This window comes from Cytobacillus sp. NJ13 (assembly GCA_030348385.1).
Classification (GTDB): Bacteria; Bacillota; Bacilli; order Bacillales; family Cytobacillaceae; genus Cytobacillus.
This window is the reverse complement of sequence record JAUCFP010000006.1, coordinates 4,602,511-4,628,774: the sequence shown is the minus strand read 5'-3', so window position 1 is coordinate 4,628,774 and position 26,264 is coordinate 4,602,511. Positions and strand designations below refer to the sequence as shown.

Here is a 26,264-nt window from a genome sequence, read left to right as displayed (position 1 = left end):
TGGGCGGCCATCAGCCGCCCATTGTTATACTATCTTATGCGTTTACTTTAAGCTTTTTGAATTCTTCAGTTAACAGTGGAACAACCTCAAACAGATCTCCAACAATACCGTAATCAGCTACTTTAAAGATATTGGCTTCCGGATCTTTGTTAATGGCTACGATTACTTTTGAGTTGGACATCCCAGCTAAATGCTGAATAGCGCCGGAGATACCGCATGCAATATATAGATCAGGTGTTACAACCTTACCGGTTTGGCCAATTTGCAGTGAATAGTCGCAATAATCAGCATCACAAGCTCCGCGTGATGCACCCACTGCCCCATTTAGAACAGAAGCAAGCTCTTTTAATGGCTCAAAGCCTTCCTCGCTCTTTACGCCGCGGCCGCCGGCAATGATAACCTTAGCTTCGGATAAATCAACGCCTTCACTGGCTTTGCGTACAACTTCCTTAATGATTGTGCGAAGATCTTTGATTTCTGCAGCAACAGAAGCAACATCTCCTGATCTTGATTCATCTTTTTCCAACGGAGCTATGTTGTTTGGACGGATTGTTGCAAAAAGGAGACCATCTGTCATAATTTTCCTTTCAAATGCTTTGCCTGAATAAATCGGGCGGGTGAACACCAGGTTGCCGCCTGCCTCTTCAAGGCTCGTTACGTCAGAGATTAAACCCGACTCCAGCTTGGCAGCAATTTTAGGAGCAAGATCCTTCCCTAATGCTGTATGTCCAAAAATCAGGCCTTCCGGACTTTCGGAATCAATCACAGCCATTAAAGCCTGTGAAAAGCCGTCAGGAGTATATTGCTTCAGCTTTTCATCTTCAACAGTTACAACACGGTCAGCACCATAGTGAATCATTTCATTAGCTAAAGCGCTTACAGAATCACCAATTAAAACACCTACAACTTCTCCGCCTTCTGACGCAGTCTTACCAGCTGCAACAGCTTCGAAGGATACATTACGCAATGAACCGTCACGGACTTCACCCAACACTAATACTTTTCTAGCCATATGTTTTACCCCCTGCGTTATTATTATAAGTTATTGATGATCAGACAACTTTGGCTTCAGTATGAAGAAGCTTTACTAGTTCCTTAACTTGACCTTCCAATTCGCCTTCAAGAACTTTTCCTGCTTCTTTCTTAGGCGGCAAATAGATTTCGATTGTCTTTGTTTTAGCTTCAACATCGTCCTCATCAAGATCAAGATCGTCAAGCTCAAGTTCATCAAGAGGCTTCTTTTTTGCCTTCATAATTCCCGGCAAGGACGGATAGCGCGGTTCATTTAAACCCTGCTGGGCAGTGACCAATAATGGAAGTGATGTCTCAATTACTTCTGAATCCCCTTCAACATCGCGCACTACTGTCGCAGAGCTGCCATTGATATCAAGCTTAGTAATAGTTGTTACATAAGAAATGCCCAAAATTTCTGCTACACGAGGTCCAACCTGTCCCGAACCGCCATCAATTGCTACATTTCCAGCAATGATTAAGTCAGCATCTTTGTCTTTCAAGTATTCGGATAAAATTTTTGCAGTCGTGTACTGGTCCCCATAATCAAGGTCATCTTCTGTGTTTATTAATACAGCTTTATCGGCACCCATCGCAAGAGCGGTACGGAGCTGCTTTTCAGCTTCTTCTGTTCCCACAGAAACAACTGACACTTCTCCTCCATTCGCATCACGAACCTGGATTGCCTCTTCAATTGCATATTCATCATATGGATTAATGATAAATTCAGCGCCATCTTCATTGATTTTGCCGCCGGAGATTGTAATTTTTTCTTCAGTATCAAATGTTCTCTTCATTAATACGTAGATGTTCATGATTTCCCTCCTAGTAATTAAGCATTGTCATAAAACAAAGCCATTAATTAAAACATTTCTTCACTTCGAAAGATTGAAAATATTTAATGCATACAGAAAGGCTAATCTGCTTGGAACTGCCCGCTTTTTAAAATTGAGCGGGCGCTCGCTCACAGACCATAACTTAACCGATGAATCTTCTGAAGATTAAATCATCCGCATACAAGTCTATTATAATAGATTATGAGGATGAATGTAATCTTTCAGCCCAAATCTTTTATAACACTATTTTCCGGTAAAATTTGGTTCACGCTTTTCAATAAACGCAGATATACCTTCCTTGCCATCTTCAGAAACAAATACTTCTCCAAACAATTCCGCTTCTTTTTTAACACCTTCGTAGAATTGTCCGGTCTTTCCGTAGTTTAAGAGCTCAATGGCCGCCTTAATCGATCCAGGACTCTTCTTAGCAATCTTCTTCGCCATATTATAAGCGTTGTCCAAAAGCTGCTCCTCAGGATAGGCATGGTTAGCCAGACCATATTGCACTGCCTCAAGCCCGGTAATTGGGTCACTTGTAAAAAGCATTTCTGCTGCACGCGCAGCACCCACATATCGGGGAAGCCGCTGAGTTCCGGCAAAACCAGGAATTAATCCAAGCTGAAGCTCCGGAAGGCCAAGCTTTGCGTTTTCAGCTACGAGACGGAAATGACAGCCCATAGCAAGCTCCAGGCCGCCGCCCAATGCTGCTCCATGAATCGCTGCCATAATTGGCTTAGGGAATTTTTCCATTCTTTCAAAGAGATCCTGTCCAAAGTTCGCCAAGTTTGAAAAATCTTCTCCGCTTTCAATGGTTGTAAATTCTTTAATATCAGCACCTGCCGAGAAGAATCTGCCTTCCCCATGAATAAGGATTACCCTAATTTCTTCATTATCTTCAACTTCATCCAGGACAGCTGAAAGCTCTTTCAAAAGACCTGATGAAAGAGCATTCGCAGGCGGGCGTTCAATAGTGATCGTCGCCACTAAGTCCTGTTGGGACCATTTTAGATATTCCATCTTATCCCTCCTTACTAATTATAGAGCACTTTATCTGCCTCAAGGTTTTCCGCACCCGCTGATCAAAAGTTTATGAACAGGCTTTGCCAAAGCAGTAAGATCATATTTTTGCTCATTCATTACCCATGTGGTTACTGTTTCATCCATGGTGCCAAAAATCATTTGTCGTGCGAGCCTTATGTCCAGGTCAGCTTGAAACTCACCGCTCTCCCTGCCGTCAGCAAGAATCCTTTCCACTAAAGCGAGATATCCTTTGAGCACCTCATTAATTTTATGGCGAAGATCTTTATTGGACTGCCTCAATTCAAGCTGGGTTACAATTGCCAGGTGCCTGTCTTCCGAGAGCATTCTAAAGTGTGATTCTACCATCATTAATAGTTTCTCTGCAGCTTTCTCTTTTCCTGCAATTTTTTCTTCAATTTTTTCAACAAAGTAGCCCATTTTATCCTGAAAGAGGGATATTAATATATCTTCTTTGTTCTTAAAATATAAGTATATGGTGCCATCAGCAACACCAGCCTGTTTGGCAATTTTTGATACCTGTGCCTGGTGATATCCATTTTCAGCGATCACGACTACAGCCGCATCAATAATTTGCCGGTATTTAGGCTTTGTTTTTTTCAAGCGGTTCCCTCCTTTCAGAATAAACAGGTGTATTGATTTTTATTGAGCAGCAGGATTGGAGTAATACCTTTCCTGCTGCCGGGATTGGACAATCAACTTAGTTTATTTTTGAATTTAATAATCGATCTAAAATGAATGAATAATCATTCATATTTTTATAATAGTAGGACAATTCATTTATGTCAAGAAATTATCCCTAGAAATATAATTTATTATTACATTTCTTTTATGTCCGGACAAGCTTATTGGCTCAAAAATAAAGAGCCGATCGAAAATCGGTCTCTGAAGTTAAGCCCGCTTTTCCTCTTCTTCTTTAAATTTCTTTTTTTCTTCATCTACTAATGCCCTTCTCAGTATTTTACCAACAGCTGTCTTAGGAAGCTCCTCGCGGAATTCATATAGTCTTGGAACCTTATAAGCTGCAAGATGCTTTCTTGCAAACTGATTCAGTTCTTCTTCCGTTGCTTCTTTGCCCTCTTTCAGTACAATATATGCTTTTACTGTTTCTCCGCGATATGGGTCAGGTATACCTGCAGCAACCACTTCCTGCACGGCTGGATGCTCGTATAGCACTTCTTCTATTTCACGCGGATAAATATTGAATCCCCCCGCAATAATCATATCTTTCTTCCTGTCCACTACATAGAAGTATCCATTCTCATCCATATAGCCCAGGTCACCTGTAAGCAGCCAGCCATCTCTTAAGGTCTGTACTGTTTCTTCCGGGCGGTTCCAATAGCCTTTCATTACCTGAGGACCTTTAACTGCAATTTCGCCAACTTCTCCTGCCGGAAGGGCTTCTCCCGTTTCCAGTGAAAAAATGGCTGCATCTGTATCAGGCCAGGGGACACCTATACTGCCTTTGACCCGGGGGCGGTCCCATAAGAAATTCGCATGTGTAACAGGTGAAGATTCCGTCAAACCATAGCCCTCGACAAGCTTTCCCCCTGTTATTTCTTCAAATTTCTGCTGGACTTCAACGGGCAGGGCAGCAGATCCGCTGATGCAAGAGTCTATGGAAGATAAATCATATTTTTTAATATCAGGATGGTTCAATAACCCAATGTAAATCGTTGGGGCACCAGGGAATAAGGTCGGCCTCTGCTTATGAATGGTTTTCAGGGTCGTTTCCGGATCAAATTTCGGAAGGAGGACCATTTTGTGAGCATCCATAACAGATAAGATCATAACTGTTGTCATTCCATACACGTGAAAGAACGGAAGTATGCCCAGCACTGTTTCTTCGCCGCGCCTGCACTTATAAAGCCAGGCTTTACACATTGCTGTATTGGATACCAGATTGCTGTGCGAAAGCATGACACCCTTTGGAAAACCGGTTGTGCCGCCTGTGTATTGCAGTAATGCCAAGTCTTCTTCAAAATCGAAGTCATGGATTTTCAGAGGTTCCGCCGGCCATTTTAAAATCTCCGTCAGCAAATGGTTATGCCCTTCATGTTTTACATTTACGACAAGGCCATACTGTTTTTTCTGGATAAAAGGATATATTAGATTTTTAGGGAATGGAAGAGCATCTTTGATAGCGGTTACAATTAGATGCTTCAATTCTGTCTGCGGCATCACTTTGCTCACTCTTGGAAATAAGATATCCAATGTAATGATTGCTTTTGCTCCTGAGTCTTTCATTTGGTATTCCAATTCCCGTTCCATATACAGCGGATTTGTCTGGACAACAACCCCGCCAGCCATCAGAATTCCATAATAGCTGATAACGGACTGCGGAGTATTCGGAAGCATAATCGCCACGCGGTCCCCTTTTTCAATTCCGAGATTCTGCAAATATGCAGCAAGCTTCAGGGAAGAGTCATATATATATTTATATGTGAATTCCTTTCCCATAAAGTGGATGGCTATTTTCTCCGGAAATTCTTCTGCAGCATTCTTCAAATAATCCTGTACCGGCTGTTTGGGATATGACAAGGTTGAGGGGATTTCTGCCGGATATTGCTTAAGCCATGGTTTTGCTTCTGCCATTTTGTCCCTCCTTTGTTTCATGCCCATCAGAAAAGCGCAAGCGCCTTGCCCACCCCCGACAAGCACAAGACGAGCCTCCCGGAAAGGCGTTCTTTGCCTTTTGGGAGGATTGGCTTGTGACCTCGAGGGGGTAGGCGCTGGAGCTAGACAGTTATCGAAGTTCAAAGTTTTACTTGCTAAACTTTTAGAAAAGCGATGAGCACCTTCTGAACTTTTAGAACATTCCAACTGTTCGACCTTATTATAATATAATGCTGGTTCTATGACAATTAGAATAAGACCTTACACTCAGGAAGATATTTTTTCAAAGGGCTGTCCAGCCAATCGTGGATATTCTTTTTAATGGACATAACAAAAAAATCGCCATATATACTGGCGATTTCCCCATATCCCTATTTCACAAAAATATTATGTTATGAAAAATATATAAATGGCCCCTATAAGAATAAATACTCCACTAAGAACCAGCAGAACCTTTGCTAACTTTTCCAATGTTAATTCTCTCCTTATGATAAACCTGCACCAATTACATAAGACAATCCGATTGACAGCACCATGGAAATAAAACCGACTGCTTTGTTATTATTTTCAATTTCTTCGTCTATTCTAAACTTAGGTGTTAAAAATTCAAATATGAAATAGCCGATCAATAAAAGAAAAAATCCAAAAATTCCCCAGGTAATCATTGTCAGCAAGGTATCATTATGCATGATGGAATGCCTGAAGATATTTGCAATCCCAAAAATTTTTCCGCCGGTCGCCATTGCTACAGCGATATTTCCATTTTTGATTTCTTCCCAATTGCGATACTTGGTAACTAATTCAAAAATAGCTAAAAAAACAATCATACATAAAATGACTACACTGTAATACGCAGCTGTCTGAATAAATTCATTTTCCCAAAATTCTTTCATTTCCATTCTCCCCGCTGGAATAAGTACCCTCCCCCCTGATCAAAAACAAAAGGGGAGCGGGTGGCAAAACTTATTTAAATTCAACGACTGTAACACCTGTGCCGCCTTCTCCTGCTTCACCAAATCGAATTTTTTTAACTGACTTGTGATTTTTTAGATACTCCTGAACACCCTGCCTCAAAGCACCAGTCCCTTTACCATGAATGATGGAGACACGTGGATATCCAGCCAAAAGGGCATCATCTATATATTTCTCCACTCTTAATAGTGCGTTTTCATATCGTTCGCCCCGTAAATCAAGTTCAAGGCTCACATGAAAATCTTTGCCTTTTACGGTTGCAACTGGTTTTGTTTCAACAATTTTTGGACTCTTGATATATTCTAAATCCTTCTCGGCAACTTTCATTTTCAAGATGCCGATTTGAACCTGCCATTCATTGTCAGACACCTTTTCAAGCAAATTCCCTTTTTGTCCAAAACTCAGAACTTTTACCTCATCGCCTGCTTCAAAAACATGTTTATTATTCTTTGGCTTTAATTTATTCTTTGCCGAGCTCATCTGCGGTGCAGCTTCGGACAGGCGTTTCTTTGCTTCTATCAGCTCATGTTCCTTCACTTCAGCATGTTTCTCCATGCGCATTTTTCTTAAGTCACGGATAATTTCTTCTGCTTCTGCCTTGGCTTTCTCAACGATATTCCCGGCTTTCTCTGCTGCCTTCTCATGCATGGCATCTTTTTGCTCATAAAATTCAGCCATTTGCTTTTGCAGATCCTTATGAAGTTTTTCTGCACTTTTCAAAAAATCATTGGCTTCTTCCATGTCAGCCTCTGCTTGTCTGCGGCTTTCTTCAAGTGATGCAATCATATTCTCAACCTGGTTTGTATCTGCACCGATATAGGATCTTGCGGTCTCAATTACTTGATCATTGAGTCCAAGCCGTTTGGAAATTTCAAAGGCATTGCTTCGGCCCGGAACCCCAATCAGCAGCTTATAGGTTGGACTTAGCGTTTCAATATCAAATTCTACACTGGCGTTGATAACTCCTTCTCTGTTGTAGCCATAGGCTTTCAGTTCAGGATAATGAGTCGTGGCGATAACTCTTGCCCCCCGCTTGTATACTTCGTCAAGAATGGAAATCGCCAGGGCAGCACCTTCCTGGGGATCTGTACCTGCACCAAGTTCATCGAATAATACCAGACTATTGAAGTCAACCTGGTCAAGAATATCCACGATATTAACCATATGCGAAGAGAAGGTACTTAAACTCTGTTCGATTGACTGTTCATCCCCGATATCAGCATAAACATTTCCGAATACAGCCGTTTCAGAACCATCCAGCGCCGGGATCTGAAGACCGGCCTGAGCCATTAATGTACAAAGTCCAACTGTTTTTAATGTAACTGTTTTACCGCCGGTATTTGGCCCCGTAATGACAATGGTAGAATATTCAGCTCCGAGCTTAATATCATTTGCCACTACTTCATCAATCGGAATAAGCGGATGCCGGGCTTTGAATAATGAAATCTTTCCATCATTATTGATTTTTGGCTTTGAAGCTTTTATGCGTTTACTGTACCTGGCTTTTGCAAACATAAAATCGATTTCCCCAAGCACATCAACAATAGTCTCCAATTCACTGCTGTTTTCAGCGGTTTGTCCTGACAGCGCGATGAGAATCCGTTCGATCTCCTGCTGTTCTTTTACCCTGATGCCCTGCAATTCATTGTTCAGCTGAACAATGGACGCGGGCTCAATAAATAATGTCTGGCCAGAGGAGCTTTGGTCATGGATAATACCTCCGTAATGTCCCCGGTACTCCTGCTTTACAGGTATGACAAACCGGTCATTGCGGATTGTAATAATCGCATCAGAAAGCATTTTTTGAGCACTGGAGGAGCGAATCATGCTCTCCAGGCGCTCTCTTACACGTGATTCTTTCGTGCGCAGCTGATTTCGAAGGGAACGGAGAGTCTCGCTTGCACTGTCAAGCACTTCTCCATTGTCGTCAACGGCATTGCGGATAGACGTTTCCAACTCAGCCAATACGATAATTTTATCTGTATATCCCAGCAGGATCGGCAGGCTGCTTTCTTCCTCAGCAAATTCCTCGATGAACCTTTTCATCTGCCTGCTTGCATGAATCGTGCTGGATATCTGATTAAGTTCCTGGGGACTAAGCATCCCTCCAATGACCGCTCTCTTCACATGAGGACGAATATCAAAAATGCCTCCAAGAGGTATATTCCCCTTAATTCTAAGTACTGTCACGGCTTCATCTGTCTCTTCCTGCCTGCGGATTACTTCTTCATATTCAGTGGAAGGGCGAATATTTATGGCTTTTTTTCTTCCCAAGGATGAAGAAACGTGCTCAAGCAGCTGTTCCTTCACTTTATTGAACTCAAGTATCTTCAATACTCTTTCTTGCATGAGGATTTTCCCCTTTCATACCCAATTTCCTACTCGCGTTCTTTCAGAAATTTGAGCAAATCTTCTGTTTCCATTGCATTTAGAACGGAAGCCTTCTTGATCCATCCCTTCTTTGCCGCAGAAACGCCGATTTCCATGTGATTTAGAGTGTCTATTTTATGTGCATCAGTATTAATCACTATTTTCACACCGGCTTCCTGAGCTTGTCTGATATGCTCGGAAGCAAGGTCCAGACGGTTCGGGTTTGCATTCAGCTCAAGGGCTGTATTTGTTTCCTTTGCAAGCTCGATGAGCATCTCCATGTCTACTTCATAGCCTTCCCTGCGGCCAATCAATCTTCCCGTAGGGTGGGCAATGATGTCGACATGGGCATTATGCAGCGCCGTTTTCAAGCGAGCCATGATTTTTTCCTTCGGCTGTGAAAAAGAAGAATGAATGGAAGCAATGACAATGTCCAATTCTTCTAGAAGTTCATCATCATAATCAAGCGATCCATCGGGCAGAATATCCATTTCCACTCCTGACAGAATCGTGAAATCATCGATTTGCTCATTAAGCCGCTTTATTTCTTCTTTTTGACTGCGAAGTCTATCAGCAGTCAAACCGTTCGCCACTTTCAAGTACTGAGAATGGTCTGTTATAGCCATATATTTATAGCCACGGGCACGGCATGCTTCAATCATTTCCTCAATGGAATAGGCGCCATCACTCCAGGTTGAGTGCATATGAAGGTCACCCTTAATATCTTCAAGAGATATTAATTCCATGTCTTGCGTATATTCATCAACTTCTTTCCCATCTTCTCTAATTTCAGGCGGGAAGAGTGGAAGTCCGAAATGGGCGTAAAATTCCTCTTCATCTTTAAAAGTAAGGATTTCACCTGTTTCTGTGTTTTCAACTCCGTATTCACTGATTTTTTCCCCGCGCTCTTTTGCAAGCTGGCGCATCCTGACATTATGGTCCTTCGATCCAGTAAAATGATGGAGTGTTGTGGCAAATTCATGCGGCTCAACTAAACGGAAATCAGCCGATATATCATAGGAATGTTCAAAAACAACGGAAACCTTTGTATCTCCTGCGGCGATCACTTCTTTGATCCCGGATAAACTTAATAACTGCTCTTTGACAGAAGCAGGATTGTCTGTAGCTATAATAAAGTCGAGGTCTTTGATTGTTTCCCTCATTCTCCTTAAGCTTCCTGCCCTTGAGTATTTTTCTATATCCTTCATTTCCTCCAGGGCGGCTTCTATGCCTTCTGCTATAGGCAGCATGAATGCAAGCGGCAGCCGTTCCAGTCTGGTTCCTGCATTTTCAAGGGCAGCGAGTATCTTTTCTTCCGATTTTTCCCCAAAACCTGCAAGTCCGCGGACCTTCTTATTGCGGCACGCATCCTCAAGATCTGTGGCATTTTCGACGCCTAGTTCTTTATATAGCTTGGCAATTTTCTTGCCGCCCAGTCCTGGGAGCTGAAGCAGAGGAATTAATCCAGAAGGCACTTCTTCTTTTAATTCATCCAGTACAGAAGACTTTCCTTCTTTTATGTACTCCTCAATAACAGCAGCGGTTCCTTTCCCGATGCCGGATAGCTTTGTAAAGTCATCAATTTCAGTCAAGCTTTCATCATTTGATTCAAGTGCCAGTGCCGCTTTTCGAAAGGCAGCTGTTTTGAAAGGATTTTCTCCTTTTAATTCCATATAAACAGCGATTGTTTCTAAAAGCCTCACAACATCTTTTTTATTTATACTCACGAAAACCACCTGCCTGTAACTGTATTAGTATCCGTATTATCTCTTATTTTGCGGTGGAACTTCAAATCATGGCTATCTTCAAAAAGAAAACTTCTCTAGAAATAGAGAAGTTACGCAGCCATATATTCAACCCACATTTCTTTGAGCTGGTTAGAGAGAACAGGCGTATTCTTAACCATTAATTCTGCCATAAAGGAATTATTGATCGGCACCTGCAGCACTTCTATTGGAACCAGTGCGGCTATGTATAATAGAATAAACATGATAAGATAGACTTCGATAAATCCGAGAATGCCGCCAGCCCAAACATTCAGCTGTTTTAAAACAGGTAGATGGGCAACAAAATCAAGCATGCTTCCGATAATCTGCAGTAATATTCTTACCGCAAAAAAAATCACGACAAATGCAATGGCGCGATAGTAAGCATCTTCAAGATCTGCATTCTCAAATAACGTCTGAATCGCCGAGTCACTGCTAAAGCTTGGATATGGCACCCATAAGGTCAGCTTAGGTGCTAGTTCGCCGTAATACATACGGGCTACAATGAAAGCAATAATGAATCCAGTCAAATGAATTAATTGGAGGATAAATCCTCTTTTCAAGCCTATAAAAAAGCCAAAAACCAAAATAATGATAATTGCAAGATCCAGCATGACTACTTTCCGTCCTTTACTCTATTTAATTCGTTTTCCAGCCGTTCCAGACGGTCTGTTAGCTTTATATAATCATTAACAGCATTGACTGCGGTTAGCACGGCTAACTTACTAATGTCGAGTGAAGGATTCTTCGAACTGATCTCACGCATTTTATCGTCAACCAGCGAAGCGACAAGGCGAACATGGCTGGAGCTCTCTGAGCCTACTATTACATATTGCTGTCCATAAATATCTACACTTGTTCGATTTCTTTGTATCTCTGACAACGTCCATGCCCTCCTTCTTTAAAGAATCCTAATCAATATCATAACATGAACGTATATTGGTGGGAAGTCAAAGCATGTTAAAAGAGCTCAGTTCTTAAGAAAAGCGGAAGCGCCTTGCCCCCCCCACAAGCTGTGACCTCGAGGGGGTAGGCTGCTTGCGCTAGACAGTTATCCAAGTTCAAAATTAAGCGGAATCTTTGTAATACTTCCAAAAGAGGAAGAAGATTCAATCAGTTAACAAAGATGAGGAGAATTAATATGAGCCAAGTAGTACTTTTAAAAAAACCCAATGAATTATCAGAAATGAAGGCCTATTATTCAGGCAGCCTAAATGATAAGCAGCCTCCTGGAAGCGTATTTGCTGCAAAAGTGCCTGGATGTTCGATCACTGCCTATAAATCAGGCAAAGTCCTCTTTCAGGGAAGCGGATGTGAAATAGAAGCTAAAAAATGGGGAGATATCGCCCGCAGTGCACAGCCAAGCAAAAAAACCAGCCCTGCCGCTGCCAAATTGCCGGAAAATATCAGTTCCCTTTCTGTCATAGGATCAGACGAAGTGGGTACCGGTGATTATTTTGGCCCCATCACGGTTGTTGCAGCTTACGTAAAAAAAGATCAAATCCCTTTACTGAAGGAGCTTGGAGTTAAGGACTCCAAAAATCTGGGAGATGAAAAAATCATTGAAATCGCAAAACAGATAAAAGATATTGTTCCCCACAGCCTGTTAACCCTGCATAATGAAAAATACAATAAGCTTCAGCAAACAGGGATGTCACAGGGGAAAATCAAAGCATTACTGCACAATCAGGCAATCGGGCATGTTTTAGGGAAAATTGCACCTGAAAAGCCTGAAGCCATTTTGATCGACCAGTTTGCAAAGGAAGAGGTTTACTTCAACTACTTGAAAAACCAGAAGACCATTCAGAGGGAAAGGGTTTTTTTCAGTACAAAAGCGGAAGGAATCCACCTCGCAGTTGCGGCAGCATCAATCCTGGCCCGCTATGCGTTTGTGCGCCACTTTGAAAATCTTAGCACAAAGGCCGGTTTTCGGCTCACTAAAGGCGCCGGTCCGAAGGTTGATGAAGCAGCAGCCCGGCTGATCAGAGAAAAAGGCAGAGAAGCGCTGCCAGCTTTTGTGAAGCTCCACTTTGCCAATACGGATAAAGCCTTAAAGCTTTATAGCCGGAAATACGAGTAATGAATGCAACCAATCTTGACCAGATTGGCTTTTTTGCACCAGCTAAAGCAAAAAATAGCTGGTATTTTTATTTTTACCGGCCGAAAACGGTCATTTACCGGCCAATTTTTTATATTTACCGGCCAAAACAAGGGAAATACCGGCCAAACTTAGACTTTTACCGGCCGAACTTGTTTCTGTCAAAACGAAAAGGCAGCCCTCGGGCTGCCTTTTCATTTTATCCTCTCAATACTGCTCCGGCTCTTTCCTTCACAGCATCCAATACTTTGTCATGTGTTTTTGTCACATCTTCATCCGTTAGTGTACGTTCAGGGTCGAAGTACTTAAGGGAGAAAGCAATTGATTTTTTACCCGGCTCCATCCGTTCGCCTTCGTACAGGTCAAAAACATGAACGTCTTTTAATAGCTTGCCGCCGGCTTCTTTAATGATTTTTTCAAGCTCGCCCGCGGCTGTTCCCTTATCTGCTACAAGGGCAATATCCCTTGTGATTGAAGGGAAACGCGGGATAGCTTCGTACTGCAAAGGTGAAACTTCTTCTTCCAGGATCGCTTTTAAGGAAAGCTCAAACGCATATGTTTCTTTCAAATCAAGCTCTTTTTCCACAGTAGGATGGATTTGGCCGACAAATCCCACTGATTCCCCGGAAAGCAATACTTCTGCTGTTCTTCCAGGGTGCATCCCGTCCTTTTGTGCCTGACGGAATTCAGCCTTATCAGATAGTCCGAGCTTATCAAATAATCCCTCAAGAATTCCTTTTACAGCGTAGAAATCAACCGGCTTCTTTTCTCCCTGCCATGGGTGGCTGTGCCATAAGCCAGTAACCGCTCCAGCAAGATGCTCACGCTCTTCAGGCAGATCCTCTTCTCCATTGGAGAGGAACACCGCTCCTGTTTCATAAACAGCCAGGCTGTCGTTCTGGCGTGCAGAGTTATATTTTAATACTTCTAAAAGCTGCGGAACAATACTTAATCGGAGCAGGCTGCGATCTTCACTCATAGGCATTGCCAGCTGCACAGGTTTGCGCTCTTCCAGTGCATATTGAGTCGCTTTTGCTTCATTTGTTAATGAATAAGTCACTGCCTGGAAAAGTCCTGCACCTTCAAGGTAACGGCGGACCAATCTGCGTTTGTTCTGGTATTCAGTAAGATGCCCTGGTGTAGACGATCCAACCGGCAAAGTCGATGCCAGATTATCGTAGCCAAATAAACGGCCAACTTCTTCAATAAGGTCTTCTTCAATCGTAATGTCGCCTCTGCGTGTTGGAACTGTAACCGTAATAGTATCGTTATCAGTTTTTGTTTCAAATTGAAGACGGGCAAAAATATCCTCTACTTCATTCATGGATAATTCCGTGCCAAGTACACGATTGATTTTTTCAAGCGTTACAGACACCACGGCAGGTTCCACCTGCAGTGCATCTGCTTCCACAGAACCTTCAAGCACTTCTCCACCCGCATATTGTGCGAGCAATTGAACAGCTCTTTCTGCAGCAGCTCTAACTCTGTTTGGATCCACACCTTTTTCAAAGCGGGCACTTGCTTCGCTTCTTAAGCCATGTTCTTTTGAAGCTTTTCTAACCGTTGCCCCTTTAAAATAAGCTGACTCAATAAGTACATTTTTAGTGTCAGACTGCACTTCAGAATTTGCCCCGCCCATGACGCCGGCAAGTGCAATTGGTTCTGTACCATTTGTTATTAAAAGGTGATCTGAGGTTAACTCACGCTTGGCATCATCTAGAGTGACAATCATTTCGCCATCGCCTGCTTTACGGACAAGGATTTGCTTTGATCCCAGCCGGTCATAATCAAAAGCATGAAGAGGCTGGCCGTATTCAAGCAGAATGTAGTTTGTGATGTCCACCACGTTATTGTGAGGACGAATGCCCGCCGCCATTAACCGAGCCTGCATCCATACAGGAGATGGACCTATTTTTACATTTTTTACAACCTTCGCAACGTAAAGAGGATTATCTTCTTTTGCTTCCACCTGAATTTCAATGTAATCAGACGCCTTTTCAGAAGAAGTCTCAGCATGCGGCTCAGGAAGCTTTACTTCTCTTCCTAAAATAGCTGCTACTTCATAGGCAACACCCAGCATGCTTAAGCAGTCAGAACGGTTCGGAGTCAACCCAAGCTCAAGAATCTGGTCGTCACGATTTAGCTGCTCAAGAGCATCCTGGCCAACTTCTGTATCATTAGGGAAAACATAAATGCCTTCAGAGTATTCCTTTGCAATCAGCTTGCTTTCAATGCCCAGCTCTTGAAGCGAACAGATCATTCCATTTGATTCTTCGCCTCGGAGCTTCGCGCGCTTAATTTTGAAATTGCCTGGAAGCACAGCTCCAACTGTAGCCACGGCCACTTTCTGTCCCTTATCCACATTTGGGGCACCACATATGATTTGTACAGGCTCACCAGCTCCTGTATCAACTAAGCATTTATTCAGTTTATCAGCATTTGGGTGCTGTTCTCTTTCAAGGACATGCCCTACAACAACACCTTTGATGCCTTCATTCAAAACCTCTACGCCTTCAACTTCAATACCGCTTTTTGTAATCTTTTCTGCAAGCTCTGCAGGTGTAACGCCTGATAAATCAACATATTCCTGCAGCCATTTATATGAAACGAACATTTATGATCCTCCTCTTTTATTGTCCAGCTCCGGATTTTCTAATTACTCATGAATTGAAAATTGCTTCAAGAAACGAACATCATTTGTATAGAAGTGGCGAATATCATCCACACCATATTTCAGCATGGCAATTCGCTCAGGTCCCATTCCGAATGCAAAGCCTGTGTATTTCTTAGAGTCGAAGCCAGCCATCTCGAGAACATTAGGATGAACCATTCCGGCGCCAAGAATTTCAATCCAGCCAGTGCCTTTACATACGCTGCAGCCTTTTCCGCCGCAGATTTTACAGGAAATATCCATTTCAACAGATGGCTCTGTAAAAGGGAAGAAACTTGGGCGAAGACGGATTTCCCTGTCTTCTCCGAACATTTTCTTCGCAAACACTTCCAATGTTCCTTTCAAATCGGTCATTCGGATGTTTTCATCTATAACAAGTCCTTCTATTTGCATGAACTGGTGAGAGTGTGTTGCGTCATCATTATCACGGCGATACACTTTACCTGGACAGATGATTTTAACCGGCCCTTTGCCTTCATGCTTCTCCATTGTTCTAGCCTGTACCGGTGAAGTATGGGTGCGCAGAAGTATCTCTTCTGTAATATAGAAGGAATCCTGCATATCGCGGGCAGGGTGGCCTTTAGGAAGATTCAAGGCTTCAAAATTATAGTAGTCCTTTTCAACTTCAGGACCCTCAGCCACTGTATAGCCCATTCCAATGAACAAATCTTCAATTTCTTCGATAATGCGTGTCAGCGGATGATGGTTTCCTGATTTGACAGGACGTCCAGGAAGAGTAACATCTATCTTTTCAGCAGACAGCTTTTCCAGTACTGCCGCTTCCTCAAGATGCTTCTGCTTTTCTTCAATTCCCGCAGCAATACTGTCTCTCACTTCATTAGCCAGTGCTCCCATTTTAGGGCGCTCTTCCGCAGACAGTTTCCCCATTCCTTTAAGAACTTCTGTTATTGGGCCCTTTTTGCCCAGGTAAGATACACGGATGTCATTTAATTCTTTTAAATCAGCAGCAGTGCTGATTTTTTCCAACGCTTCAGTTTGCAGTTCCTTTAAACGCTCTTGCATCTAAAAATCCTCCTTGAAATTAATTTTTTACTTTTTTGGCCAAAATAAAAAACCTCTTTCCCCATAAAGGGACGAGGTTTCGCGGTACCACCCTTTTTAACACATATATGTACTTCATGCACGTGTTCACTTCATTGGGATAACGGCTTATGCCGGTACATCTTTACACGGAAAAGCGGAAGAAGCTCGTTCAGCCGCTTCAGCTGGACAACTCAGCAGAGCGCCAACAATACTTTTCAATGGTCCCGATGCCAACTCAGGAGGTGAATGTTCCCTTGCATTTCCTGTAAAAATGCTTTCAGTCTTAGGCATTTTCTCCCTGAAAAGGCTGACTGCAAGGTACTGGTCTCCGTCATCGTTTTGTTATTATAATTTTGCTGTTAATTATATTACATTCTTGAGGCTGTTTCAAACGGTTTTCAAAAAATTGCCGCCCATTTTCTATTTTCTTAAGTGATAAAGCAGAATTCCGGCAGCCACCGCCACATTAAGTGATTCGCTTTTCCCGAATATCGGTATATAAAGGTTTGCTTCTGTATTAGCCAGGAGCTCTTTATTAACACCATTTCCTTCATTTCCAACGAGCAGTGCGAAGGAATCAGAGGACTCATACTTCGTGTATTCCTGGGCATTTTCCAAAGCGGTTCCATAGACAGGGACTTTCCTTTCTGTCAGTCTGCCGATCCAGTCAGACAACTTCCCTCTTAAAACCGGCAAATGGAAGTGACTGCCCTGTGCAGAGCGAAGCACCTTTGGGTTATATGCGTCAACGCTGCCTTCACCCACAATAACGGCATCAATACCAGCAGCATCAGCCGTCCTTATCATCGTACCCAGATTTCCGGGATCCTGGACGGCATCTATTAATAAAAACCGTTTTCCTTTTACTTCCTCAGTGGAGGGTTCCTGACTGCAGACAGCAAAGATTCCCTGCGGCGTTTCCGTATCCGCCAGCTGCCCGATGATTTCATCTGTAACCATTGTTAAAGGGATGTCGCCATAATCCCATCCAGGAGGCATGTTTTTATTTTCACTAATGATAATTTCAGCTATTTGATTGGCTTTGAGTGCTTCTTCCACTAAATGAAAGCCTTCAACCAAAAAGGTTTCTGTTTTGTCGCGCTCTTTTTTGGTCAAAAGTTTTTTCCATTCTTTAATTTTTGGATTTTTTGCAGATTGTATATGCTTCAATACGGTCTCTCCTTTTATAGAAAACCCCGCACAACCGGAATTTCTTATACAGTTTTTTCATTATAGCCTATTTGAAATACATAATAAAAGCGAAATTAGAGAAGATAATAACGAATTAAATCTGGAAGGAGTGCATCAAGGTGAATTTAAACCTGCGCAATGCCATTTTACACAATGTTTCAGGCAACTCTCAAGACGAACTTAAAGATACGATCGTAGATGCCATTCAAAATGGGGAAGAAAAAATGCTGCCTGGATTAGGTGTTTTGTTTGAAGTAATTTGGAAAAACTCTTCAGAAGAAGAAAAGCTGGAAATGCTTCAAACATTGGAGAGCGGCCTTAGATAAAGCAGAAAAAACTCCGGTAGCCCCGGAGTTTTTCTATTATTCAAAAGTAATTTTATCAACAGTTTCCCGGTCAAGCTTTTTAATCACTTCAGCAATAAGCTTAACGGCATTTTCATAGTCATCGCGGTGAAGCATTGCTGCATGAGAATGGATATAGCGTGTTGCGATGGTGATGGAAAGTGATGGAACTCCATTATGAGTAACATGAATGGCTCCTGAATCTGTTCCGCCGCCAGCGATAGCATCAAACTGATAAGGGATATTCAGTTCATCCGCAGTGTCTGTTACTAGATCACGAAGGCCTTTATGCGAGACCATTGATGCATCATAAAGGATGATTTGCGGACCTTTGCCCATTTTGCTCATGGCTTCTTTTTCAGAAATCCCTGGTGTGTCCCCTGCGATTCCCACATCTACACCAAATGCGATATCCGGCTCGATTTTTTGCGCAGAAGTGCGGGCTCCGCGAAGTCCAACCTCTTCCTGTACCGTTCCTACACCATACACTTCATTTGGAAGATCAGCATCTTTCAATTGCTTAAGCACATCAATGGCAATAGCGCAGCCAATACGGTTATCCCAAGCCTTTGCCAAAAGCATCTTTTCATTATTCATAACCGTAAACTCAAAATAAGGAACCACCATGTCACCAGGTTTTACTCCCCACTCTTTCGCTTCTTCACGGCTTGAAGCACCAATATCAATGAACATATCTTTAATTTCAACAGGCTTTTTGCGCGCTTCAGGGGACAAGATATGCGGAGGCTTTGAACCAATTACCCCGGTGACATCTCCCTTGGACGTTACAATCGTCACCCGCTGTGCAAGCATAACCTGTGACCACCAGCCCCCAACTGTCTGGAAGCGGATGAAACCTTTATCATCAATGTTTGTTACCATAAATCCAACTTCATCCAAGTGGCCAGCTACCATGATCTTAGGACCGCCTTCTTTGCCGTTTTTTTTAGCAATCAGGCTTCCCAGTCCATCTGTTGTCACTTCATCAGCATATGCTGTTATGTATTTTTTCATAACCTCGCGCGGTTCGCGCTCATTTCCCGGAATTCCTTTCGCATCCGTTAAGTCTTTAAGCATGGTTAACGTTTCATCTAATTTAGCCATCATTTCGACTCCCTTAATATTTATTCAAACCTATTATACAGAACCTGCGATTTAATATAAAGAATTATCAGACGGATATTTACTCCGGCTGCAGGCGGACCTACAGGATTAGTATCCTTCAGCCTGCCTTTTATAATTTACTTCATTTTTATCATTATATGCTTTTTCTATATGTGAAGAGTTAAAGCCAAGCATTTCCCCTAGATGTAAATAGGCAGCAATAAGCTCTTTATAATCCGGCAGGGAACGGCTTGTACGAAACTGTCCGATAGCTTCATAGACAGACAAAAACTGGCCATTCACTGACTTCGCCTTTTCCAAAGGAACAGCATATTCCTTTTCGGCGTCAAATCCGCATTCAATTCCAAGTGATAAAATGAAATGTATACCGTCTACAAACTCTTCCAATACTGTTTCCTGAGGAGAAGATGGCTTAAGGCTCCAAAACTTGAAGCATCTTGTCTCATTTGCAAGCTCTCCCAATTCAACCAGCAGCGCAAGCACCTTACGTTCAAATAAATCTTCTTCCTCTAAACCATGGTTCGATTCTATATGGCTGTCCAGCCCTTTTTGCATTTGAAATAATAGCTGATAATTCATTTTCCACCATCCTATATGAAATAAATGATTAACATTCAAAACATTGCCTATCAAAAAAATTATAACAAATCGCAAAAAAGTTGAAACTTTTTTTAATCTCATCCGTAAAGTAAGGAAAATAATAATGGAGGGCTGGTTATTATGTGGCTCCTGCGTATGCTATTGTTTGCTCTGATTCTTTTTCTTATATACACTGCGGTAAAATATCTGCTGAATTCTAAGAGAAAGCTCGAGCTTGCCCATGAACAGAAACGATATTATTTTTGGGATGACCAGGAAAATGTCAGGAAGAACTTCCTGATTACGTATAAAGGGGTTTTATTTGAGGGCGAAAAGTATCTGGGAACCACGGCCAATGCTTTTGATGTGGTCTCCATTTTCATCTGGCCGCACAATACATCGGCCCTTAAAGGGATGGTAAGGGAGGATTTTCTTTTTATAGAAAGAAAGATAACCGAGGCCTATCCCACTGCAAAAATTGACTGGAAAAGTCCAGTGAAGGAATTTATGCATAAAACAGCTTCACCAGGCGAGGAAATTAAAGACCATCTGTAAAAAAACGTTCGGCTGGCCCGAACGTTTTTTTATGCTGCTTTAAAGAATTCCTTCCATTTGATAACGGTCACCTTTTCCCTCAGCACAAATACTAAAACAGAAAGTGAAAGCAAAATCAGGATAATCATTGAAGGAGTGAATCGGCTGATGAATTCACCAAAAACGGTATAAAAAACAGCCAGCGGCAAATTAGAGATCCATGAATTTTTCAAATATTGGTCAAAACCCTTATGTCTCTCCATAAGACAAAAGTTCAATAAATGATAATGAATAAAAGGGATAAGCCTTAATACCGCAACCTGGCCGACAGTTAAATTCCGATATTCCCCGAACCACCGCTTTTTTAGTAATGAAAGCTTTTCATGTGTCCTCGGCATTTTTGTGATCAAAAAATAAAAAAGAATGCTGCTGATCATCAGTCCTGCAATGGAGAAAACAGAACCAAAAAAACTTCCAAACAGAACTCCTCCAGTTATGCAGACAAGCGGTACCGGTATGAATAGAAACTGCCTGATGATATGAAAAAAGATAAAAACAATGGGAGCAAGAATTCCAGCAGTCTCAGCCATGGCAAATAATAGAATCAATTGATCATTCATGCCTTCACCTCTCCCCGATGTCTTTCCTGCTGTTCCCTAAAGCTTATGGATAGCCCTGGCTGTTTATGACAAGAGAATAACCAGGTACACAAGCAAGCCTGCTTCAAGCATCGCCAGAATAGGCAGTCCCCATTTAAACTGCACATGCTTCGTTTTATGCCTGAAGGTCTTCATTCCAAGAGTCATTCCGGCAGCCCCGCTCAAAAAGGCTGTGATCCAGAGTTTTTTTTCGCTGATTCGATACTGATTTCTTTTCGCCTTCTCCTTATCAAGCTTCATCAGGTAAAAACCAGCCACATTCATAATCAGATAGATAAGAGCAATTGCATTGACCATGAGCTTTCTCCTTTGTATGTATTAAGTCTGTATTGAGCTTAAATGAAACGAAAGTTTCTGTCCATTTAAAGCAAAATAAAAGCCATTCCCGTATTTAGGGAATGGCTATTTTATGAATAATTATTACTTGCTAAGCTGCTGCTTTGCAACTGATGCTAATTCAGCAAATGCTTTTTCGTCAGCGATTGCTAATTCAGCAAGCATTTTGCGGTTAACTTCGATGCCAGCAAGCTTTAAACCATGCATTAAACGGCTGTAAGAAAGACCGTTCATGCGAGCTGCTGCATTGATGCGAGTAACCCAAAGTTTGCGGAAGTCGCGCTTTTTCTGGCGACGGTCGCGGTATGCATACATTAGGGATTTCATAACCTGCTGGTTAGCAACTTTATATAATGTATGTTTTGAACCGAAATAACCTTTAGCTAATTTAAGAACTTTTTTACGACGTTTGCGAGTAACAGTACCGCCTTTTACACGTGGCATATTATTTCCCTCCTAATTTCGAGATATTACTTAAGATTTACTAGTAAGTTACGGATGCGCTTGTAATCGCCTGAAGAAACAAGAGTTCCTTTGCGAAGCTTACGCTTTTGCTTTTGAGATTTGTTAGCGAACATATGGCTTCTGTAAGCATGAGAACGCTTCAGTTTACCAGAACCTGTTCTTTTGAAACGCTTAGCAGCGCCGCGGTGAGTTTTCATTTTTGGCATTGGGAATTCCTCCTCTTACTTGTCGTTTTTCGGTGCTAAGACCATAAACATGCTTCGGCCATCCATTTTTGGATGTGATTCGACTGCTGCAACTTCATTGCATGCTTGTGCAAATCGGATTAAAACACGCTGGCCAATTTCCTTATGCGTAATGGCACGACCTTTAAATCGGATCGATGCTTTTACTTTATCGCCTTTTTCAAGGAATTTAATAGCATTGCGAAGCTTTGTATTAAAGTCATGCTCTTCAATAGTCGGGCTAAGACGAACTTCTTTAATACTAATAATCTTCTGGTTTTTGCGAGCTTCTTTGTCTTTTTTCTGCTGCTCGAATTTGAACTTTCCGTAGTCCATGATACGGGCTACCGGAGGTTTCGCATTCGGTGCAACCAGAACAAGATCAAGATTGGCACGAGAAGCAATTTCAAGTGCGTCGAATTTTGATTTAATACCTAACTGCTCGCCGTTTTGGTCAATAAGACGGACTTCGCGGGCGCGAATGCCCTCGTTTAACAACATATCTTTGCTAATAGCTAGACACCTCCAAGGTTTAATGCGAACACAACGTTTGGGTCAAGAAAAGCGCAAGCGCCTGCTGGAGCAGACAGCTTTAAAGCTGCCAGCTGCACCGGACCAAAGCTGAATCGCAAGTTATGCAACATTTCTCTTCCGGAGCGGAAGCAGAGCTGTTTTTAACCAAATAAAAAAGTGCGGATGAAAACACCCACACTTACGTATATAAACAGAAAATGTTCACGTAAAACCTGCCAACTGCACTTTGCGTCAATCAGGTGAGAAGCGGGTGCTTCTTCTTTTCCTCAAACTGTATTCAATTTACCTTAGCTACTATATCACAAAGTATGAATTCGTGTCAAACGAATAACTTTTATCACAACGAAGAAAATCATAACAAAATTAATCGCTTTTGGCAATATGATTTTAACATTTTTTCAAAATGAATTTAATGCCAGCTTTTTGGTTGGCATCAGCTGACTCTGAAATCATAGTTACTGGCGGGCTGCCACGAAGACTTCACAAAAAAAGGGCTGCAGCTCATGCAGCCCTTTTTCATAGTTATCGTTTAACTTCAGCTTTTAATGATGCGATGAAGTCTTCAAATGAAACCGTTTCTGATTTTTGCTCTCCATATTTACGGACATTGACAGCTTTTTCAGCTACTTCATTGTCCCCCACAACAAGCATGTATGGAGTCTTTTGCATTTGCGCTTCACGGATCTTATAGCCGATTTTTTCATTGCGGTCATCCAGCTCTGCGCGGAAGCCCTCTGCCTGAAGCTGCTCCTGGACTTGTTTTGCATAATCAAAGTGAATATCAGGAGAAACCGGAATGACCTGGACTTGAACTGGGGCAAGCCAAGTTGGAAACGCTCCCTTATACTCTTCAATCAGGAATGCCACAAAACGCTCCATAGTGGAAACGACACCGCGGTGGATAACGACCGGACGATGAGGCTTTCCATCTTCAGCTACATAAGTCAGGTCAAAACGTTCAGGAAGCAAGAAGTCCAGCTGGACAGTAGATAATGTCTCATCCTTGCCAAGCGCAGTTTTAACTTGAACATCCAATTTCGGACCGTAGAAAGCTGCTTCTCCTTCTGCCTCAAAATAATCAAGACCGATTTCATCCATGGCTTCTTTAAGCATTGCCTGTGCTTTTTCCCACATTTCATCATCATCAAAGTACTTCTCAGTATCCTGTGGATCTCTGTAGGAAAGACGGAAGGAGTAGTCATTGATATCGAAGTCTTTATACACTTCAAGAACCAGATGTACTACGCGCTTAAACTCTTCCTTAATCTGGTCAGGGCGAACAAAGATATGAGCATCGTTCAGAGTCATGCCGCGTACACGCTGAAGGCCGGATAGTGCTCCTGACATTTCATAGCGGTGCATTGTTCCAAGCTCAGCAATGCGGATTGGCAGTTCACGGTAGCTGTGGATGCCATTCTTATAGATCATCATATGATGCGGGCAATTCATTGGACGAAGAACAAGCTGCTCGTTATCCATTTCCATTACAGGGAACATGTCTTCCTGATAATGATCCCAGTGGCCGGATGTTTTATAAAGATCTACACTTCCCATGATCGGAGTATATACATGGTCATAGCCTAGTCTTTCTTCCTTGTCAACGATATAGCGCTCGATATTGCGGCGGATTGTTGCCCCTTTTGGAAGCCACATCGGCAAGCCCTGTCCGACTTTTTGCGAATTCATGAACAAGTTAAGCTCTTTGCCGATTTTACGGTGGTCACGCTCTTTCGCTTCCTCAAGAAGACGCAAATGCTCAGCCAGGTCTTCCTTCTTAAAGAAAGCTGTTCCATAAATGCGCTGAAGCATCTTATTGTCACTGTCGCCTCTCCAGTAGGCGCCAGCAATACTTAATAATTTAAACTCTTTTAGTTTGCCAGTCGATGGAACGTGGACTCCGCGGCAGAGATCAAAAAATTCTCCCTGCTCATAGATTGTCACTGTTTCATCTTCCGGGATGGCTTCAATCAGTTCAAGCTTGTATTCATCACCAATTTCCTTGTACATCTGAACCGCCTCATTACGGCTGACTTCCTTGCGGACAATGTCAAGGTTTTCATTAATGATTTTCTTCATTTCTTTTTCAATCACAGGAAGGTCTTCTGGTGAAAGTGATTCTTCCAGGTCGATGTCATAGTAAAATCCGCCTTCAATGACAGGCCCTACCCCAAGCTTTACATTTTTATATAAACGCTTGATTGCCTGCGCCATTAGATGGGCAGTGCTGTGGCGAAGAACCTCCAGCGCATCGCTTGAGTCCGGTGTTACAATTTCAATAGCTCCATCCTTTTCGATTGGACGGCGAAGATCATACATTTCTCCATCCAGCTTGCCGGCAATTGCCTTTTTCTTCAGGCCCGGGCTGATCGAAGCTGCAATATCTTCTGTTGTCGCTCCCTTTGGAAACTCCTTTGCAGCTCCATCTGGAAACAAAACTTTAACAACTTCTGACATGATATTTCCTCCCTTTTTATGTAACGCAAGACACCTGGATCAGATGCTATAGCGTTTTGCACTTGAAAAATAAAAAAACCCGTCCCTAAAAAAGGGACGAGTTGTATTTAACACGCGGTTCCACCCTACTTCTCGTTCTCTTAGAAGAAAAACGACTCTGTAGTAAGATAACGGTCTTTTCCCGCCAGCCCATTTCCTGGCTGGAGTTCAGAGGCGGTAAGCATTCGAATCGTGTTAGGAAGGTTTCAGCCTTGCCTTCCCTCTCTTTAAACCGTATTAGAATACCCATATCCTCATCGCAACTTTTGTTCGATTTTTATAATATGTACGTTATTATAGTTTGTTATTTCAGGAAAATCAAGGGTATCTTTTACATTTTTCATCATCGGCATAAGGATGGGTGTTTTGATAATTATAAAAGGCTTCGATAGAGCTTAATTCAAGTCTTTCTTCAAAAATATTGCGGATTGTTCTGACCAGCGGCTGATCGAAATCATCTGAATACAGATAAATAGCTGAAGGTGCGATTGAGAGCAGCGGCGCAATCGTAACGGAATCCACGTATACAGGATGATTGGATAATAGCTTGCGGTCAATCATTCTTAATAGCTCTCCGCGTTTAATTTCGCACAATTGCTCATCATAAAAATAAACGCCTTCATCCATCAGGACATGGATCGTATTAATCTTTGGCTGCTTTCCTGACAGGAAATCTCTCAATGTATGAATAAACATCTGATATTCCTGCTCCATTTTATATTCATCGATGGAAACTTCAACGTATTTGGTCATTTCATTCATAAGCGGCCGCATTCGGAATTTTACGAAAGAATCAAAAGAAAAGGAAATGTTATTCTGGAACAGCTGATCAATTGCGCTTTTCAAACTTTCTTTTACATCCAGGCCACTGACAAACGCAGCAAGATCCTCCCGGCTTCCTTCCAAAATAGAGTGAATGATTTCAAGAATCTGCTGCTGCTCACCTTCGTCCTCATAATAATAATGCTCCATCAGTATCCGTTTAAACCAATCATCCTGCTTCTGATTCACTATAAATTGAAAAAATACTTCCTTAACAGTATTCAGGACAGCACCGCTTTTATCAGCAGAAATTCTGACTATATGTTGACCTTCAAAATGAAGAATATTATTATCACATTGACAAAAAAACTGCAGCTGTTCATAAAGATGCTCATAAAAATTCCTCGCATCCGTGCTGCTTTGGAAAATGATTTCGATCAACCAAATCCCCCCTTTATACAAATCTCTGTTCTATGTATATGGCGGACTTGGCCAAGTTAGAAGTGGGGTTTTGTCTTTTAGTATATTAAACTATGATAAATATTATATGCCTCTTTTCGGATAAATTGTTGTTTTCCGCCTATCAATGTTGTCCG

At 42.1% G+C, this 26,264-nt stretch carries 26 protein-coding genes and 1 other annotated feature; of the genes, 4 read left to right on the top strand and 22 right to left on the bottom strand.

Going from position 1 to position 26,264, the window contains the following annotated elements; genetic code table 11:
* Positions 1-34: 34 nt before the first annotated feature.
* The 10 genes from QUF73_22775 to zapA form a co-directional block, all read right to left on the bottom strand.
* The gene (locus QUF73_22775) at positions 35-1,012 is read right to left on the bottom strand and encodes an electron transfer flavoprotein subunit alpha/FixB family protein (GenBank protein ID MDM5228933.1); all 978 of its coding nucleotides are present in this window, start codon (positions 1,010-1,012) and stop codon (positions 35-37) included.
* Between the two features lie 40 nt (positions 1,013-1,052).
* Positions 1,053-1,826, bottom strand: a complete 774-nt coding sequence (locus QUF73_22770) for an electron transfer flavoprotein subunit beta/FixA family protein (GenBank protein ID MDM5228932.1) — start codon at positions 1,824-1,826, stop codon at positions 1,053-1,055.
* A 264-nt stretch (positions 1,827-2,090) separates the two neighbouring features.
* Positions 2,091-2,864, bottom strand: coding sequence for an enoyl-CoA hydratase (locus QUF73_22765; protein ID MDM5228931.1), 774 nt, complete (start codon positions 2,862-2,864; stop codon positions 2,091-2,093).
* 39 nt (positions 2,865-2,903) lie between these two features.
* The gene (locus QUF73_22760; protein ID MDM5228930.1) at positions 2,904-3,488 is read right to left on the bottom strand and encodes a TetR/AcrR family transcriptional regulator; all 585 of its coding nucleotides are present in this window, start codon (positions 3,486-3,488) and stop codon (positions 2,904-2,906) included.
* 288 nt (positions 3,489-3,776) lie between these two features.
* Positions 3,777-5,480 carry a long-chain-fatty-acid--CoA ligase gene (locus QUF73_22755; GenBank protein ID MDM5228929.1) on the bottom strand — a complete coding sequence of 568 codons (1,704 nt, stop codon included), beginning with the start codon at positions 5,478-5,480 and terminating at the stop codon, positions 3,777-3,779.
* 506 nt (positions 5,481-5,986) lie between these two features.
* A complete protein-coding gene (locus QUF73_22750) occupies positions 5,987-6,394 on the bottom strand; it encodes a DUF350 domain-containing protein (GenBank protein ID MDM5228928.1) in 408 nt (135 codons plus the stop codon).
* 70 nt (positions 6,395-6,464) lie between these two features.
* Positions 6,465-8,822, bottom strand: coding sequence for an endonuclease MutS2 (locus QUF73_22745; protein ID MDM5228927.1), 2,358 nt, complete (start codon positions 8,820-8,822; stop codon positions 6,465-6,467).
* Positions 8,823-8,851: 29 nt separating this feature from the next.
* Positions 8,852-10,570: a DNA polymerase/3'-5' exonuclease PolX gene (gene polX, locus QUF73_22740; protein MDM5228926.1), complete on the bottom strand. Its 1,719-nt coding sequence runs from the start codon at positions 10,568-10,570 to the stop codon at positions 8,852-8,854.
* Positions 10,571-10,680: 110 nt separating this feature from the next.
* Positions 10,681-11,223, bottom strand: a complete 543-nt coding sequence (locus QUF73_22735; GenBank protein ID MDM5228925.1) for a CvpA family protein — start codon at positions 11,221-11,223, stop codon at positions 10,681-10,683.
* A 2-nt stretch (positions 11,224-11,225) separates the two neighbouring features.
* Positions 11,226-11,492 (bottom strand): cell division protein ZapA, encoded by a 267-nt coding sequence (gene zapA, locus QUF73_22730; GenBank protein ID MDM5228924.1) that lies wholly within the window; start codon positions 11,490-11,492, stop codon positions 11,226-11,228.
* 258 nt (positions 11,493-11,750) lie between these two features.
* Between zapA and rnhC the strand changes: the two genes are divergently transcribed.
* A complete protein-coding gene (gene rnhC, locus QUF73_22725; GenBank protein MDM5228923.1) occupies positions 11,751-12,689 on the top strand; it encodes a ribonuclease HIII in 939 nt (312 codons plus the stop codon).
* Between the two features lie 217 nt (positions 12,690-12,906).
* Here rnhC and pheT read toward each other — a convergent pair whose 3' ends face one another.
* Entirely contained in the window at positions 12,907-15,321 is a 2,415-nt protein-coding gene (gene pheT / locus QUF73_22720; GenBank protein ID MDM5228922.1) for a phenylalanine--tRNA ligase subunit beta, read from the bottom strand.
* Positions 15,322-15,363: 42 nt separating this feature from the next.
* Entirely contained in the window at positions 15,364-16,401 is a 1,038-nt protein-coding gene (pheS, locus tag QUF73_22715) for a phenylalanine--tRNA ligase subunit alpha (GenBank protein MDM5228921.1), read from the bottom strand.
* Positions 16,402-16,550: 149 nt separating this feature from the next.
* Between pheS and QUF73_22710 the strand changes: the two genes are divergently transcribed.
* A complete protein-coding gene (locus QUF73_22710) occupies positions 16,551-16,691 on the top strand; it encodes a hypothetical protein (protein ID MDM5228920.1) in 141 nt (46 codons plus the stop codon).
* A gap of 151 nt (positions 16,692-16,842) precedes the next feature.
* Here the strand turns inward: QUF73_22710 and QUF73_22705 are convergent, their stop codons facing one another.
* A complete protein-coding gene (locus QUF73_22705; GenBank protein ID MDM5228919.1) occupies positions 16,843-17,592 on the bottom strand; it encodes an RNA methyltransferase in 750 nt (249 codons plus the stop codon).
* Between the two features lie 140 nt (positions 17,593-17,732).
* Here QUF73_22705 and sspI point away from each other — a divergent pair, with 140 nt between their 5' ends.
* Complete coding sequence (gene sspI / locus QUF73_22700; protein ID MDM5228918.1) at positions 17,733-17,939, top strand: small acid-soluble spore protein SspI; 207 nt, start codon at positions 17,733-17,735, stop codon at positions 17,937-17,939.
* Positions 17,940-17,975: 36 nt separating this feature from the next.
* On the opposite strand, the gene QUF73_22695 is transcribed toward sspI, so the two are convergent.
* Together QUF73_22695 and QUF73_22690 are read right to left on the bottom strand one after the other, a co-directional pair.
* Positions 17,976-19,061, bottom strand: a complete 1,086-nt coding sequence (locus tag QUF73_22695) for a M42 family metallopeptidase (GenBank protein MDM5228917.1) — start codon at positions 19,059-19,061, stop codon at positions 17,976-17,978.
* Between the two features lie 108 nt (positions 19,062-19,169).
* Positions 19,170-19,661, bottom strand: coding sequence for a dUTP diphosphatase (locus QUF73_22690; protein ID MDM5228916.1), 492 nt, complete (start codon positions 19,659-19,661; stop codon positions 19,170-19,172).
* 141 nt (positions 19,662-19,802) lie between these two features.
* On the opposite strand from QUF73_22690, the gene QUF73_22685 reads away from it, so the two are divergent.
* Complete coding sequence (locus QUF73_22685; protein MDM5228915.1) at positions 19,803-20,216, top strand: sigma-w pathway protein ysdB; 414 nt, start codon at positions 19,803-19,805, stop codon at positions 20,214-20,216.
* 29 nt (positions 20,217-20,245) lie between these two features.
* Here the strand turns inward: QUF73_22685 and QUF73_22680 are convergent, their stop codons facing one another.
* The 7 genes from QUF73_22680 to ytxC form a co-directional block, all read right to left on the bottom strand.
* Entirely contained in the window at positions 20,246-20,815 is a 570-nt protein-coding gene (locus tag QUF73_22680; protein ID MDM5228914.1) for a VTT domain-containing protein, read from the bottom strand.
* A 63-nt stretch (positions 20,816-20,878) separates the two neighbouring features.
* Entirely contained in the window at positions 20,879-21,151 is a 273-nt protein-coding gene (locus tag QUF73_22675; protein MDM5228913.1) for a DUF1294 domain-containing protein, read from the bottom strand.
* A gap of 123 nt (positions 21,152-21,274) precedes the next feature.
* Entirely contained in the window at positions 21,275-21,634 is a 360-nt protein-coding gene (gene rplT, locus QUF73_22670; GenBank protein ID MDM5228912.1) for a 50S ribosomal protein L20, read from the bottom strand.
* Between the two features lie 26 nt (positions 21,635-21,660).
* On the bottom strand, positions 21,661-21,861 hold the full coding sequence (gene rpmI / locus QUF73_22665) for a 50S ribosomal protein L35 (protein MDM5228911.1): 201 nt from the start codon (positions 21,859-21,861) through the stop codon (positions 21,661-21,663).
* Positions 21,862-21,876: 15 nt separating this feature from the next.
* Positions 21,877-22,380: a translation initiation factor IF-3 gene (gene infC, locus QUF73_22660; protein MDM5228910.1), complete on the bottom strand. Its 504-nt coding sequence runs from the start codon at positions 22,378-22,380 to the stop codon at positions 21,877-21,879.
* A 177-nt stretch (positions 22,381-22,557) separates the two neighbouring features.
* Positions 22,558-22,681, bottom strand: a sequence feature (ribosomal protein L20 leader region).
* A 254-nt stretch (positions 22,682-22,935) separates the two neighbouring features.
* Positions 22,936-24,867: a threonine--tRNA ligase gene (gene thrS, locus QUF73_22655; protein MDM5228909.1), complete on the bottom strand. Its 1,932-nt coding sequence runs from the start codon at positions 24,865-24,867 to the stop codon at positions 22,936-22,938.
* A 357-nt stretch (positions 24,868-25,224) separates the two neighbouring features.
* Positions 25,225-26,109, bottom strand: coding sequence for a putative sporulation protein YtxC (ytxC, locus tag QUF73_22650; GenBank protein MDM5228908.1), 885 nt, complete (start codon positions 26,107-26,109; stop codon positions 25,225-25,227).
* Between the last annotated feature and the right edge of the window lie 155 nt (positions 26,110-26,264).